The 13,849-nt window shown below is 76.3% G+C and carries 11 protein-coding genes and 1 pseudogene; 5 read left to right on the top strand and 7 right to left on the bottom strand.

All coding sequences use genetic code 11. The annotated features are described in order from the left end of the window. Positions 1–87: 87 nt before the first annotated feature. Positions 88–2,223 (bottom strand): molybdopterin-containing oxidoreductase family protein, encoded by a 2,136-nt coding sequence (locus ACI780_RS08175; RefSeq protein WP_457002099.1) that lies wholly within the window; start codon positions 2,221–2,223, stop codon positions 88–90. Between the two features lie 203 nt (positions 2,224–2,426). Between ACI780_RS08175 and ACI780_RS08170 the strand changes: the two genes are divergently transcribed. Continuing rightward, positions 2,427–3,365 (top strand): helix-turn-helix domain-containing protein, encoded by a 939-nt coding sequence (locus ACI780_RS08170; protein ID WP_457002097.1) that lies wholly within the window; start codon positions 2,427–2,429, stop codon positions 3,363–3,365. A gap of 9 nt (positions 3,366–3,374) precedes the next feature. Here ACI780_RS08170 and ACI780_RS08165 read toward each other — a convergent pair whose 3' ends face one another. Further along, the gene (locus ACI780_RS08165) at positions 3,375–5,123 is read right to left on the bottom strand and encodes a proline--tRNA ligase (RefSeq protein ID WP_457002095.1); all 1,749 of its coding nucleotides are present in this window, start codon (positions 5,121–5,123) and stop codon (positions 3,375–3,377) included. 149 nt (positions 5,124–5,272) lie between these two features. On the opposite strand from ACI780_RS08165, the gene ACI780_RS08160 reads away from it, so the two are divergent. Together ACI780_RS08160 and ACI780_RS08155 are read left to right on the top strand one after the other, a co-directional pair. Continuing rightward, positions 5,273–5,866, top strand: a complete 594-nt coding sequence (locus ACI780_RS08160) for a hypothetical protein (protein WP_457002093.1) — start codon at positions 5,273–5,275, stop codon at positions 5,864–5,866. A gap of 93 nt (positions 5,867–5,959) precedes the next feature. Then, complete coding sequence (locus ACI780_RS08155; RefSeq protein ID WP_457002091.1) at positions 5,960–6,895, top strand: alpha/beta hydrolase; 936 nt, start codon at positions 5,960–5,962, stop codon at positions 6,893–6,895. Between the two features lie 15 nt (positions 6,896–6,910). Here the strand turns inward: ACI780_RS08155 and ACI780_RS08150 are convergent, their stop codons facing one another. The 3 genes from ACI780_RS08150 to ACI780_RS08140 form a co-directional block, all read right to left on the bottom strand. Beyond that, entirely contained in the window at positions 6,911–7,996 is a 1,086-nt protein-coding gene (locus ACI780_RS08150; RefSeq protein WP_456870471.1) for an amidohydrolase family protein, read from the bottom strand. Continuing rightward, positions 7,993–9,558 (bottom strand): signal recognition particle protein, encoded by a 1,566-nt coding sequence (gene ffh / locus ACI780_RS08145; RefSeq protein ID WP_457002089.1) that lies wholly within the window; start codon positions 9,556–9,558, stop codon positions 7,993–7,995. The genes ACI780_RS08150 and ffh overlap by 4 nt, the downstream gene beginning before the upstream one ends. Before the next feature lie 300 nt (positions 9,559–9,858). Beyond that, positions 9,859–10,167 (bottom strand): helix-turn-helix transcriptional regulator, encoded by a 309-nt coding sequence (locus ACI780_RS08140; RefSeq protein ID WP_089402513.1) that lies wholly within the window; start codon positions 10,165–10,167, stop codon positions 9,859–9,861. A 223-nt stretch (positions 10,168–10,390) separates the two neighbouring features. Between ACI780_RS08140 and ACI780_RS08135 the strand changes: the two genes are divergently transcribed. Both ACI780_RS08135 and ACI780_RS08130 read left to right on the top strand, forming a co-directional pair. Continuing rightward, complete coding sequence (locus ACI780_RS08135) at positions 10,391–10,825, top strand: hypothetical protein (protein ID WP_456870469.1); 435 nt, start codon at positions 10,391–10,393, stop codon at positions 10,823–10,825. A 113-nt stretch (positions 10,826–10,938) separates the two neighbouring features. Then, positions 10,939–11,586: pseudogene (locus tag ACI780_RS08130) on the top strand (baeRF3 domain-containing protein); the annotation flags it as partial. A gap of 471 nt (positions 11,587–12,057) precedes the next feature. Here the strand turns inward: ACI780_RS08130 and cbiE are convergent. After that, positions 12,058–13,287 (bottom strand): precorrin-6y C5,15-methyltransferase (decarboxylating) subunit CbiE, encoded by a 1,230-nt coding sequence (gene cbiE, locus ACI780_RS08125; protein ID WP_457002086.1) that lies wholly within the window; start codon positions 13,285–13,287, stop codon positions 12,058–12,060. Continuing rightward, positions 13,284–13,841 carry a peptide deformylase gene (gene def / locus ACI780_RS08120; protein ID WP_457002084.1) on the bottom strand — a complete coding sequence of 186 codons (558 nt, stop codon included), beginning with the start codon at positions 13,839–13,841 and terminating at the stop codon, positions 13,284–13,286. Before def ends, cbiE begins: the two co-directional genes overlap by 4 nt. Between the last annotated feature and the right edge of the window lie 8 nt (positions 13,842–13,849).

Raw genomic sequence — 13,849 nt, 5'->3', positions numbered from 1 at the left:
GAGAGGGCCGCGCGCCGCCGTGTTCGACCGACCATCATGCCAGACGCGCGCGGGCGTGCAGGAGCCAGCCGGGGACGGCGCCGCTCCTCAGGTCGGCTCGATCTCCACGAGGTTGTCCGAGAAGGTGGGGGCGCGGCCGAGGTCGGCGAACACCGAGGGGCTCAGCGCGTTCACCGTCGCCCCGCGCGAGTGCTTGCGCCAGGCCCCCATCGGGGAGACCACCACGCCGGGCGCGACGTCGGTGGTGACGTGCACCCGGGCGGTGAACCGGCCCCGGTCGTTGACGACGGTGGCCTCGGCGCCGTCGGCGAGACCCCGGGCCGCGGCGTCCTCCGGGTGCACGTGCACGGCGGGCACGCCCTGCACCCGCTGCTGACCGGGGCGGTCGCCGAAGCTCGAGTTCAGGTAGGCGTGCGACTTGGGCGACAGCAGCGTGAGCGGGTAGCGGCCGTCGGGCCGCTCGCGCGGCGGGACGTAGTGCGGCAGCGGGTCCACCGGCTCGCCGGCCTGGTGGTCGTTGGACCCCTGGCGGAACAGCGGCAGCACGAAGTTCCCGCCGGCGGCGGCCGAGGAGAGGAACTCCACCTTGCCCGACGGCGTGGGGAACCCGCCCTCGGCGTGCGGGGCGTACTCGTCCGGGCCGGGGAGCCGCAGCCGCGCCCAGCCGTCCCGGGCCAGCGTCTCCGGCGTGATCCCCTCCAGGACCGGCGAGGACCAGTCGAACGCCTCGGCGATCATCTCCTCGTCGGTGCGGCGGAACACCGGCTCGGTGAACCCCATGCGCGCGGCCAGCCGGCGGAACAGCTCGGTGTTGGGCACCGCCTCGCCGAGCGGCGCCACGGCCGGCTCGTTCAGCGTCACGTAGAGGTGACCCCAGGAGAACATGAGGTCCCGCTGCTCGAGCTGGGTCGTGGCGGGCAGCACGATGTCGGCGTAGTCGGCGGTGTCGGTGAGGAAGTGCTCGCTAACCACGGTGAACAGGTCCTCGCGGGAGAGCCCGGCGACCATCCGGTCCTGCTCGGGACAGACCACCAGCGGGTTGCTGTTGTAGACCACCAGCGCCCGGATCGGCGGGTCCAGGTCCAGCTCGCCGGTCAGCGCCCGGCCGAGCAGCCACTGGTTGACCACCCGCGTCCCGGGCCGGATGAACTCCGCGCCGAGGAACGCCGGCCAGTTGACCGGGAAGGCCCACAGCGGCAGCTGCAGCAGGCCGCCGCCCGGACGGCGCCAGGCCCCGGTGAGCGCGGGCAGGCAGGAGATGGCCCGCACGGTCTGCCCGCCGCCGGCGTGCCGCTCGATGGCGACCCCGATCCGGATGACCGAGGGGTCGGCCGCGGCGTACTCGCGCGCCAGCGTCCGGATGTCCTCGGCGGGGATGCCGGTCTCGCCGCTGGCCCACTCGGGGGTGTAGGTCGCCACGCGCTCGGCGAGCTCGTCGAAGCCGACGGTGTACCGCGCGACGTAGTCCTCGTCGGTCAGCCCCTCGCCGATGATCACGTTCATCATGGCCAGCGCCAGGGCGCCGTCGGTGCCGGGACGGATGGGGATGTACCAGTCGGCGTGCTGCGCCGTCCGGTGGCGGACCGGGTCGATGACGACGACCTTGGCCCCGCGCCGCTGCGCCTCGGCCACGAACGGCCACAGGTGCAGGTTGGTGCTGAGCATGTTGTTGGCCCAGATCACGATGTAGCGGGCGTGCACGAAGGACTCCGGGTCGACGCCGGCGGTGGCGCCCACCGTCATCGCGTAGGCGGTGCAGGAGCCGGAGTCGCAGTAGGTGCGCTCGCTGACGGTCGCGCCGAGCCGGTTGAAGAACGGGTCGCCGACGTTGAGGCCGTTGAGGATCCCCTGCGTGCCCAGGTAGCTGACCGGCATGATCGCCTCGGCCCCGGACGTCTCGACGATCTCGGTGAAGCGCCCGGCGATCTCGTCGAGCGCCTCGTCCCACGAGATCCGCTCGAACCGCCCGCTGCCCTTCGGGCCGGTCCGCCGCAGCGGGTGCAGCACCCGGTCCTCGCTGTAGACCGTGCGCTCGTAGTCGTTCATCTTCACGCACAGCACGCCGCGGGTGTAGGGGTGCGACCGGTCGCCGCGGACCCGCACGGCGCGGCCGTCCTCGACCGTGACCTCCATCGCGCAGGTGTCCGGGCAGTCCAGCGGACAGGCGCCGTGCACCGTCGTCGTCCCCGTCGTCCCCGGCACCGGCAGGTCGGTCACGGCCATGGTCGTCCTCCTCCCCCGGGGACGTCGTCCCCGGCGCGGTGCGGGGATCGTCGCGCGCCGCGGGGCCGCCGGTTCGACGGTGCGTGCCGCGCCCTCGACCCCCAGCGCCTTCCGCGGGGCCGGTGACGCGTGGCACGCTCGGCCCGTCCTGCCCAGGACGGTGCCGCGCGCGGGCCCGCGCGGCCGACCCCGAGCGAGGTCCGATGCCGACGTCGACCACCACGCGGTGCAGCGGCGTCCGGCCGTGGCGGGACCTGCTGGGCGAGCACTTCGTGGACCTCGACGTCGCCCCGGTCACCGACCGGCCGGTCTCCGGCGAGGTCTCCAGCCGGACGCTGGGGTCGCTGCAGCTGTCCCGGGTGGGGTCGGTGGACCAGCGGGCGGTGCGCACGGCCGGTCTCGCCCGCGCCGACGGGCGGCGCTACGTGCAGGTCGGGCTGCTCGAGCGGGGCGCCGCCCGTGTGCAGCAGGACGGCCGGGAGTGCTGGCTGCAGCCCGGGGACTACGCCCTCTACGAGACCGACCGCCCCTTCACCTGGGAGCTGTCGGCCGGGACGGCGCCGGCCTGGTCCCTCCTGGTCGTCACCTGGTGCCGCCCCGAGGCCTCCGCCGGCGCGCTGACCGCGCGGCGCCTGGACGGCTCGGCCGGCCTCACCGGGGTGCTCGGCCGGATGATGACCGACCTGGTGCACAGCCCCGACGTCACCGCCGCCGACCCCGGCGACCGGCTCGCCGCCGAGCTGCTCGACCTGGTCACCACCGCGGCCGGCGCCGCGCCGCCGCGGCCGGCCGGGTCGCCGCGGGGCGAGGACGCCCTGGTCGGCGCCGTCCGGGCCTACGTGGAGGAGCACCTCGCCGACCCGGGGCTCGGCCCGCGGGAGATCGCGGCGGCCCACTTCGTCTCCGTCCGCCAGCTGCACCGGCTGTTCGCCGCCCGCCAGGAGACGGTGGCCGGCCACGTGCGGCGCCGGCGTCTGGAGCGGGCCCGCGAGGAGCTCGGCCGGGCCGACGCGCGCGGCCTGCCGGTGTCGGCCGTGGCGCGCCGCTGCGGCTTCGCCGACCCGTCGGTGTTCGGCCGGGCCTTCCGCGCGGCCTACGGCCTCACCCCCTCCCGCTACCGGGCGCTGGCCGCCCGGGGGTGAGGCCCCCGCTCAGCCCCGCGCGCGGGCCAGCACCGTGGCCGCGGCGTCGGCCACCGCGACCTCCGACCGCTCGCCGGTGGCCCGGTCGCGCACCTCGACGACGCCCTGCGCCAGCCCGCGCCCGACGGTGACGATGGTCGGCATGCCGAGCAGCTCGGCGTCCTTGAACTTCACGCCGGGCGAGACCTTGGGCCGGTCGTCGTAGAGGACGGTCAGCCCGGCCCCGACCAGCTCCTGCGACAGCGCCTCGGCGGCCTCGAAGACCGCCGCGTCCTTGCCGGTGGCCACGACGTGCACGTCGGCCGGGGCGATCTCGCGCGGCCAGACCAGGCCGAGCTCGTCGTGCGTGGACTCGGCGATGGCGGCCACGGCGCGGGAGACGCCGATGCCGTAGGAGCCCATGGTGACCGTGACGAGCTTGCCGTTCTCGTCGAGGACCTGCAGGTCCAGGGCCTCGGCGTACTTGCGGCCCAGCTGGAAGATGTGCCCGATCTCGACGCCGCGGGCCAGCTCCAGCGGGCCCGAGCCGTCGGGGGCGGGGTCACCGGGCAGCACCTCGGCGGCCTCGACGGTGCCGTCCCAGGAGAAGTCGCGGCCGGCCACCAGGTCGAACACGTGCCGGCCGGGGGCGTTGGCGCCGGTGACCCAGCGGGTGCCGGGGACCACGCGGGGGTCGACGAGGAAGCGGATGCCCGACTCGCTGTCCTTGCCGAGCACCTGCGGGCCGATGTAGCCCTTGACCAGCGCGGGGTGCGCCGCGAAGTCGGTGAACGGCTCCACCTCGGCCGGGGCGACCTGGGCCTCCAGCCGCTTGACGTCGAGCTCGCGGTCGCCGGGGATGCCCACGACCAGCGGCTCGCGGGTGCCGTCGGGGTGCACCAGCGTGACGACGACGTTCTTCAGCGTGTCCGCGGCGGTGTACCCGGCGTCGGGGAAGAGCTCGCGGGCGACGGCGACCAGCGTCTCGATGGTCGGGGTGTCGGGGGTGTCCTCGACGTGCGCCTCGGGCAGGCCGTCCAGCGGCACGGGGTCGGGGACGACGGTGCCCACCGCCTCGACGTTGGCGGCGTACCCGCCGGGCGAGCGGACGAAGGTGTCCTCGCCGATCTCGGTGGGGTGCAGGAACTCCTCGCTCTTCGACCCGCCCATGGCCCCCGACATCGCCGAGACGATGACGTAGTCCAGGCCCAGCCGGTCGAAGATCCGGATGTAGGCGGCGCGGTGCGCGGCGTAGGAGGCGTCGAGGCCGGCGTCGTCGACGTCGAAGGAGTAGCTGTCCTTCATCGTGAACTCGCGGCCGCGGAACAGCCCGGCCCGGGGCCGGGCCTCGTCCCGGTACTTGTCCTGGATCTGGTAGATCGACAGCGGCAGGTCCTTGTACGACGAGTACAGGTCCTTCACCAGGAGGGTGAACATCTCCTCGTGGGTGGGGCCGAGCAGGAAGTCCGCACCCCGGCGGTCCTGCAGCCGGAACAGGTTGGGGCCGTACTCGGTCCAGCGGCCGGTGGCCTCGTAGGGCTCCCGCGGCAGCAGCGCCGGGAAGTGCACCTCCTGGGCGCCCATCGCGTCCATCTCCTCGCGGACGACGCGCTCGACGTTGCGGAACACCCGGTAGCCCAGCGGCAGCCACGTGAAGCCACCGGGCGCGGCCCGCCGGATGTAGCCGGCCCGCACCAGCAGCCGGTGGCTCGGGACCTCGGCGTCGGCCGGGTCGTCGCGCAGGGTGCGCAGGAACAGCGTGGACATCCGCAGCAGCACGCGAGCAGTCTCCCAGGCCGCGCGAACCGGTTCTCCGCACACCTGTGCACGTCGGGGCCAGTCACTCGCAATCGCGCCGCAAGGCCCCCGCGCGAGCGTCGTCGGCAGCGAGCCACCGACCGGTGGCCACCGACCTCCCGGAGTCCCCGATGCGCACCCGCCCCCGTCTCGCCGGCCTGGCCCTCGCCCTCGCCGCCGGCGCCTCCCTCGCCGCCTGCACGACGTCGGTGACCGGCGAGGCCACGCTCGTCTCCGCCGCCGAGGACGCCACCGCCGCCACCCCGGAGACCGGCGGGACGACCTCCGCCGAGCCCACCGCCGAGCCGACCGCCGAGCCCACCGAGCCGACGCCGGCCGAGCCGACCGCGGAGTCCGTGCCCGCCGACACCGGCGGGGAGGACCTGCCCGTGCCCGGCGCCGGTGTCCCCGGCGACGCCGGCCTGTGCCAGGCGGTGGCCGGGTGGTTCGGCTACGCCGGCCTGGCGCTGATCTCGGTCGACGAGACCGGGTACGTCGACCCGGCGAACGTCGTCCCGCTGCTGGAGGCGCTGCGCGACGCGCCGGCCGACCACCAGGACGCCAGCGCCCCGGTGCTGGCCGCCGCCGAGGACGTCTCGGCCGCCACCGACGCGGCGATCGACGACATCGAGTCGGGCACCGACGTGTTCGTCGCCTTCGAGGGCCTCACCCAGCCGGCCACCGACTTCGGCACCGCCTGCGCCGCCGCCGGCGTCAGCGTCTGAGACCGCGGTCCCCGGGCGGGGTGTCACCCGGCCGGGGCGTCCCCCCGCCCGGGGGTGACACCCCGGTCCGGGCCGCCCCTAGCGTGCCGCCCCATGCCGACACACCCCCAGGCGCAGGCCTTCCTCGACATGGTCGCCGACGCACCCCCGCTCGACAGCTGCACCGTCGAGGAGAACCGCGCGCAGCTCGCCGCCGTCGTCCCCCTGACCGGCGACCCCGCACCGCTCGCGGACGTGCGGGACACGACGCTGCCCGGGCCCGCCGGTCCCGTCCCGGTCCGGGTCTACCGCCCCAGTGCCGACGACGGGCTGCCCGCCGTGGCCTACTTCCACGGCGGCGGCTGGGTGCTCTGCGACCTGGACACCCACGACACGACCTGCCGGGACATCGCCCGGTACGCCGGCGCCGTCGTCGTGTCGGTCGACTACCGCCGCGCGCCCGAGGCGCCGTTCCCCGCCGCCTACGACGACTGCCTGGCGGTGACCCGGGCCCTGCTCGACGGCTCCGCCGGGCTGGGGACCGACCCGGCGCGGGTCGCCGTGGCCGGGGACAGCGCCGGCGGCAACCTGGCCGCCGGCGTCGCGCAGGCCCTGCGCGACGCCACGCCCGCACTGGCCCACCAGGTGCTGGTCTACCCGCTGACCGACGCCCGCACGGGCCGGACCGCCAGCTACCGCACCTACGGCGAGGGGCACTTCCTCACCCACCGCGACATCGACTACTTCCTGCAGGCCTACGCCGGGGACGCCGACCGGACCGACGTGCGGCTCTCACCGGCGCTCGCGCCCGACCTGTCCGGGCTGGCACCGGCCACCGTCGTGACGGCCGAGTGCGACCCGCTGTGCGACGAGGGCGCGGCCTACGCCCAGGCCCTCGCCGACGCCGGCGTGCCGACGCTCTACGAGTCCTTCCGGGGCCAGGTGCACCCGTTCGTCCTGCTCGGCAGCATCGTGGACGACGCCGACGCGGCCCGCCGGCTCATCGGCCGGCGGCTGGCCGAGAGCTTCGGGTCCACCCCCGCCGTCTGAGACCGCCCGGGGCGCTCAGGCCACCACGCGGCCGCGCAGCAGCGTCAGCCGCGGCCGGGTGAGGGTGTCGAGGTCGGTGCGCGGGTCGGCGTCGTAGACGACGACGTCGGCCGGCGCGCCCTCCTCGATGCCCGGCAGCCCGAGCCAGCTGCGCGCCGACCACGACGCCGCGGCCACCGCCGCCTCGGCCGGCAGCCCCGCCCCGCACAGCGCGCGGACCTCGTCGGCGATGCGGCCGTGCTCGATGCCGCCGCCGGCGTCGGTGCCGGCGAACACCGGCACCCCGGCCTCGTAGGCGGCCCGCACGACCGCACCCGAGCCCGCGTACAGCCGCCGCATCGTGCTGGCGTAGGAGGGGAAGCGCTTCTCCCCCGCCGCCGCGAAGCCCGGGAAGTTCTCCACGTTGACCAGGGTCGGGACGACGGCGGTGCCGCGGGCGGCCATCTCGGCGACGAGGTCCTCGGTCAGCCCGGTGCCGTGCTCGATGCAGTCGATGCCGGCGCGGACCAGGCCGGGCAGCGCGTCGGTGCCGAAGGTGTGCGCGGTGACCCGCGCGCCCTCCTCGTGGGCCGCGGCGATCGCCTCGGCCACCACGTCGTCGGGCCACTCCGGTGCCAGGTCGCCGACGGCACGGTCGATCCAGTCGCCGACGAGCTTGACCCACCCGTCGCCGCGCCGGGCCTGCACCCGCACCGCGGCGACGAGGTCGGCGGGCTCCACCTCGACGGCCAGCCCCGGGATGTAGCGGCGGGTCGCGGCCACGTGCCGGCCGGCGCGCACGATCGTCGGCAGGTCGGGCTCGTCGTCGAGGGCCCTCGTGTCGACCGGGGAGCCGCAGTCGCGCAGCGCCAGCACGCCGGCGGCGCGCTCGGCCAGCGCCTGCTCCCGCAGGCCGGCGAGGTCCTCGACGAGCACCCCGCCGCGGCCGATGCCGACGTGGCAGTGCGCGTCGACCAGGCCCGGCAGCAGCCACCCACCGCGGGCGACGGTCTCCGCGCCGGGCACCGGCTCGGTGGTGATCCGGCCGTCGCGGACCCACAGGTCGCGGTGCTCGCCCTCGGGGAGGACGACGCCGGACAGGTGCAGCGCCGGGGCGCTCACCGGCCGGGCCGCTCGTCCCCGAACTTGCTGAAGTCGAGCGTGGACAGGTCGGGCAGCGCCTGGCCCGGCGGCAGCGACGGCATCCCGCCGGGCAGCCCGCCGCCGAAGCCGGCGCCCGGCGGCAGCGCCGGGGCGCCCATCGGCCGGCGGGCCGGGGCCTTGCCCTTGCCGCCCTTCTTGCCCTTGCCCTTCTTCGACTGCGCCTGCATCTGGCGGCCGCGGGCCTTCTTCGACATCGGGCCCATGCCCGGCAGGCCCATGCTGCCGGCCATCTGGCCCATCATCTTCTGGGCCTGCGCGAAGCGCTCCAGCAGCTGGTTGACCTCGGTGACGGTGACGCCCGAGCCGTTGGCGATGCGCACCCGCCGCGACGCGTTGATGATCTTCGAGTCGACCCGCTCCTGCGGGGTCATCGAGCGGATGATCGCCGCGGTGCGGTCCAGGTCGCGGTCGTCGACCTGCTTGAGCTGCTCCTTCATCGCGCCGGCGCCGGGCAGCATGCCGAGCAGGTTGGCGATGGGGCCCATCTTGCGGATGGCCATCATCTGCTCGAGGAAGTCCTCGAGGGTGAAGCCCTCGCGGCTGACGAGCTTGCCGGCCATCTTCTCGGCCTGGTCGGCGTCGAAGGCCTGCTCGGCCTGCTCGATGAGGGTGAGCACGTCGCCCATGCCGAGGATGCGCGAGGCCATCCGCTCGGGGTGGAAGACGTCGAAGTCGGTGAGCTTCTCGCCGGTGGAGGCGAACATGATCGGCTGCCCGGTCACGTAGCGGACCGACAGCGCCGCACCACCGCGGGCGTCGCCGTCGAGCTTGGTGAGCACCACGCCGGAGAAGCCGACGCCGTCGCGGAAGGCCTCGGCGGTGGTGACGGCGTCCTGGCCGATCATCGCGTCGACGACGAACAGCGTCTCGTCGGGCTGCACGGCGTCGCGGATGCCGGCGGCCTGGGCCATCAGCTCGGCGTCGATGCCCAGGCGGCCGGCGGTGTCGACGACGACGACGTCGTGCATCGTGCGGCGGGCGTGCTCGATCGAGTCGGCGGCCACCCGGATCGGGTCGCCGACGCCGTTGCCCGGCTCGGGCGCGAAGACGTCGACCCCGGCCTGGCCGGCGACGATCGAGAGCTGGTTGACCGCGTTCGGCCGCTGCAGGTCGGCGGCGACCAGCAGCGGGGTGTGGCCCTGGCCCTTGAGCCAGCGGCCGAGCTTGCCGGCGAGGGTGGTCTTACCGGAGCCCTGCAGGCCGGCCAGCATGATCACCGTGGGCGACTGCTTGGCGTAGCGCAGCCGGCGGGTCTCGCCGCCGAGGATCTCGATGAGCTCCTCGTTGACGATCTTGATGACCTGCTGGGCGGGGTTGAGCGCCTGCGAGACCGCGGCGCCGCGCGCCCGATCCTTGACCGCGGCGATGAACGCCCGCACCACCGGCAGGGCGACGTCGGCCTCGAGCAGCGCGATGCGGATCTCGCGCGCGGTGGCGTCGATGTCGGCGTCGGTCAGCCGGCCCTTGCCCCGCAGGCCGGTGAAGACCTTGTCGAGGCGGTCGGAGAGGGTCTCGAACACAGCACGTCCTCGTCACAGCTCGCGGCGCGGCCGGCCCGGTCCACCCGACCGGCGACACGGCGAGGTCCCGGTCCGACCGGGCCACGCGCCTCCTGCCTCCCAGGGTATCGACAGCGGCGGCCACGTCCCGCCGCTCCGCGGACACCGGCCGGTCGCCGTCGGCGTCGTCGACTCGACAGGCGAAGCGCGTTGTCCCAATTCCCCTTCGTCCGTTGGCTGCTGCCGACCTCGGTCCTCGCCCCGGTGGGGGCGGCCGCGGCGGGCCTGGGCACCGGCGCCGCGGCCTGAGCGCGGGGACGCTCAGGCGGAGTCGGCCGAGGGCCGGTCACGCACGACCAGCTCCAGGAAGTCGCCGACCCGCACGTGGTCCTCCAGCGGGTGCCGGAACCGGCCGCGCTCGACGACGGTGTAGTGGTTGCGCCGCCCGACGCGCTCCCGGACGACGTAGCCTGCCTCCTCGAGGTCGGCGAGGATCATCTGCACCGCCCGCTCGGTGATGCCGACGCGGCCGGCGATCTCGCGGATGCGGGCCTCGGGGTCGACGGCGAGGCTCACCAGCACGTGCCCGTGGTTGGAGAGGAAGGTCCACCCCGGCGAGGACGCGGTCACGGGAGAACCGTAGACGGCGCGGGTGCCCGGCGGGCACGGCGCCGCCGGCGGCCATCGCACCTCCGGACCCCTGTACAGGAAGAGCATTTCCTGTATCGTGTTTCCTGCGAGGGGAGTACCCGACCGCATCCGCGAAGCCGCCGCCCGTCAGTCCCGGCCTCCGGCCCGGGCGCGGCCGGTCCTCCGGGACCGGGGGAGACCTCGCCGCACCGTGGGAGCCCCCGTGACCGCGACCGTCCCCGCAGCACCGCCTCCCGCGCCGGCCCGCACCCGGCCCGCCCCCCTCCCCCGGGGCGTCCCGCCCCGGCTGCTCGTCCCGCTCACCGGCCGGGAGGGCGCCCTCGCGGCCCTCGACGAGGCCCACACCCTCGCCCGCGAGACCGGCCGCGAGGTGCACACCGCCCTGCTCCTCCCCCGCCTCCCGGTCACCACGGACCCCGCCCTCCTGGCCCGCCTCGGCGAGGAGGCCGGACGGGAGGTCGCCGACCTCGTCGCCCTGGCCACCCAGCGCGCCGCCGCGGCCGGCCTGCCCGCGCGGATCACCGTCCACCGCCTCGGCGGCCTGCGCGGTCGCCGCCGGGAGCGGGTCCTCGACCGCGCCGTCGCCCGCCTCGCCCGGCAGCTCGACGCCGTCCCGGTGGGCCGGCCGGTCCCGTGACCGCCACCGTGCCACGGGTCCCCGGCCCCTCTCCCGAGCAGGTCGTCCTGCTGCAGTCAGTGCGCGACGAGCCGTGCGTGTCGCTGCTGGCCACGACCACCCCCGCCGCCCGCATGACCGACGCGGACGCGCGGACCCTGCAGCGGCTGGCCGGCGAGGCCGGGGCGCGCCTGGCCCGCGACGGCGCTCCCGCCGAGCTCGCCGACGCCCTCCAGGAGCTCGTGTCCGCCGCCCGCGGCGAGCCCACGGGCGCCGGCATCGCGCTGTACGTCAACCGGACGATGCGCCAGGTGGTGCGCCTGCCGGTGGGGGTGCCCGACCGGGTGGTCGTCGACCCCACCTTCGCCACCCGCGACCTCGTCCGGGCGCTGCACCGGATCCCGCGCCACGTGGTGCTGCTGCTGTCGGAGCAGGACGCGCGGCTGCTCGAGGGCGGCGCCGGGACCCTGCGCCCACCCCGACGGTCGGCGTTCCCGCTCCGGGCCGACGACGACGCCGGCGACGCGTTCCTGCGGCGCGTCGACCGGGCGCTGGGCACCTTCCTGCGGCTGCACCCCGCCCCGCTGGTGCTGGTCGGCGGGCACCGGGTGGTCGGCCGGTTCCGGCGGCTGTCGCGCAACACCGGGCGGCTGGCCGGGACGGTGACCGGCCACCTCACCCGCGCCCCGCTGTCGGTCCTGGTCCCGCGGGTGCGCGAGGTGCTCGACGGCTACCTGCTGTCCCGGCAGGGCGAGGCGCTGGCGCACCTGGACCGGCGGCGCTCCCGGCAGGCCGTGGTGGAGGGCATCGACGCGGCGTGGCTGGCCGCGCGGCGGGAGCGGCCGGAGATGCTCGCGGTGGAGGAGGGCTTCTGCCTCGCCGCCCGGCTGAGCCCCGACGGCGACTTCCTCCTCCCCGCCGACGACGTCGAGCACCCCGACGTCGTCGACGACGTGGTGGACGAGCTGATCGAGACGGTGCTGGTGCGCGGCGGCTGGGTGGCCTTCGTGGCCGACGGCGCGCTGGCCGACTCCGGGCGGGGGGGGGGGGCCCCCCCCCCCCCGCCCCCCCCCCCCCCCCCCCCCCCCCCGGCCGCCCCCCCCCGCCCCCCCCCCCCCCCCCCCCCCCCCCCCCCCCCCCCCCCGCCCCCCCCGCCCCCCCCCCCCCCCCCCCCCCGCCGCCGCCCGCCCCCCCCGCCCCCCGCCCCCGCCCCCCCACGCCGCCGGACCGGGCACTTCCGCGGAAGTGCGCGCTCACCACCGGGTCACCGACCAGATCGTCACCGGCATCGCGGGCTTCCAGCCGGTGAACGACCCGACCGGCTCGGCGCGCTGCACCTCCACCCGCACCAGGTCACCGCCCACCTGCGCGTGCCACCGGGCCAGCACCGCCTCGCTCTCCACCGTGACGGCGTTGGCCACCATGCGCCCGCCGGGCGGCAGCGCGTCCCAGCACGACTCCACCAGCAGCGGCGTGGTCAGCCCGCCGCCGATGAACACCGCGTCGGGCGCGCCCAGGCGCGAGAGCACCTCCGGCGCGTGGCCGTGCACCACCCGCAGGTAGGGCACGCCGAGCCGGGCGGCGTTGCGGGCGATCCGCTCGGCGCGCTCGGCGGAGGCCTCGACGGCGACCGCGCGGCAGGTGGGGTGGGCGCGCATCCACTCGATGCCGATCGACCCCGACCCGGCGCCCACGTCCCACAGCAGCTGCCCGGGCACCGCCGCGAGCCGGGAGAGGGTGACCGCGCGGACCTCCGACCGCGTCAGCTGCCCGTCGGACTCGTAGGCGCCGTCGGGCAGGCCGGGCGTGGTGGGCAGCGGCGCGGTCCCGCGGTCGGCGCGGCACTCGACGGCGGTGACCACCAGCGCCGGCGCCGGCTGCGACCAGGTGGCCGCGGTGCCGGTGCGCACCTCCTCGTCCGGGCCGCCCAGGCCGCCGAGCACCGTGACCAGGCTCTGCCCGTAGCCGCGCGCCGACAGCAGCGCCGCGACCTGGGCCGGGGTCTCGCCGTCGGAACCGAGCACCAGCAGCCGCCGGCCGGGCTGCACGTGCGGGTGCAGCAGCTCGATCGGCCGGCCGACCAGGGTGACCACCTCGGTCTCCTCCACCGCCCAGCCCAGCCGCGCGCAGGCCAGCGACACCGACGACGGCGCCGGCAGCACCCGCACCCGCTCGGCGCCCAGGAGCCGGGTGAGCGTGGTGCCGATGCCCGACAGCATCGGGTCGCCGCTGGCCAGCACCACCACCGCCCGCCCGGCGTGCCCGTCGACCAGACCGGGCAGGGCCTCGGTGAGCGGCGAGGGCCACGGGACGCGCTCGGCGGTCACCTCCGGCGGCACCAGGTCGAGCTGGCGGGCGCTGCCGAGCAGCACGTCGGCGCGCTCGACCTCGGCGCGGGAGGTGGGCGCCAGCCCGTCCCACCCGTCGGCGCCGATGCCGACGACGACCACCGGGGCGGCGGGGGCCGCGACCGTCTCGCTCACGCCGGCACCTCCCCCTCGGGCCCGGCGGCCTCGGCCAGCAGCCGCTCCCTCAGGTCCTCGGGCAGCCGGTCGACGTAGACGACGCCGTCGAGGTGGTCGACCTCGTGCTGCAGGCACCGGGCCGCCATGCCGGTCGCCTCGATCGTCACCGGCCGGCCCGCGACGTCCACGCCGTCGACCCGGGCGCGGAAGGCGCGGGCGAGGTCGGCGTAGGGGCCGGGCACCGACAGGCAGCCCTCCTCGGTGACCTCCTCCGCGGGCTCGCCGTCGGCCGGCCCGGGCAGCGTCAGCGACGGGTTGACGACGTAGCCGACGACGTCCTCGCCGTCGGCGTCGGGGCAGTCGATGACGAACACCCGCGCGTCGACGCCGATCTGGTTGGCCGCCAGGCCCACGCCGTCGGCCGCGCGCATCGAGGCGAACATGTCGAGCACGAGCCGGCGCAGCCGCTCGTCGAACTCGGTGACCGGGGCGGTCGGGCGGTGCAGCACCTCGTTGCTGCCGTAGGTGACGATCGGCCGGGCGACGCCGTCGTAACGGCCGGGCAGGCGCATGGCCGCGA

The organism is Geodermatophilus sp. SYSU D00814, from assembly GCF_054050055.1.
This window is presented reverse-complemented; position numbering and strand designations above follow the sequence as displayed.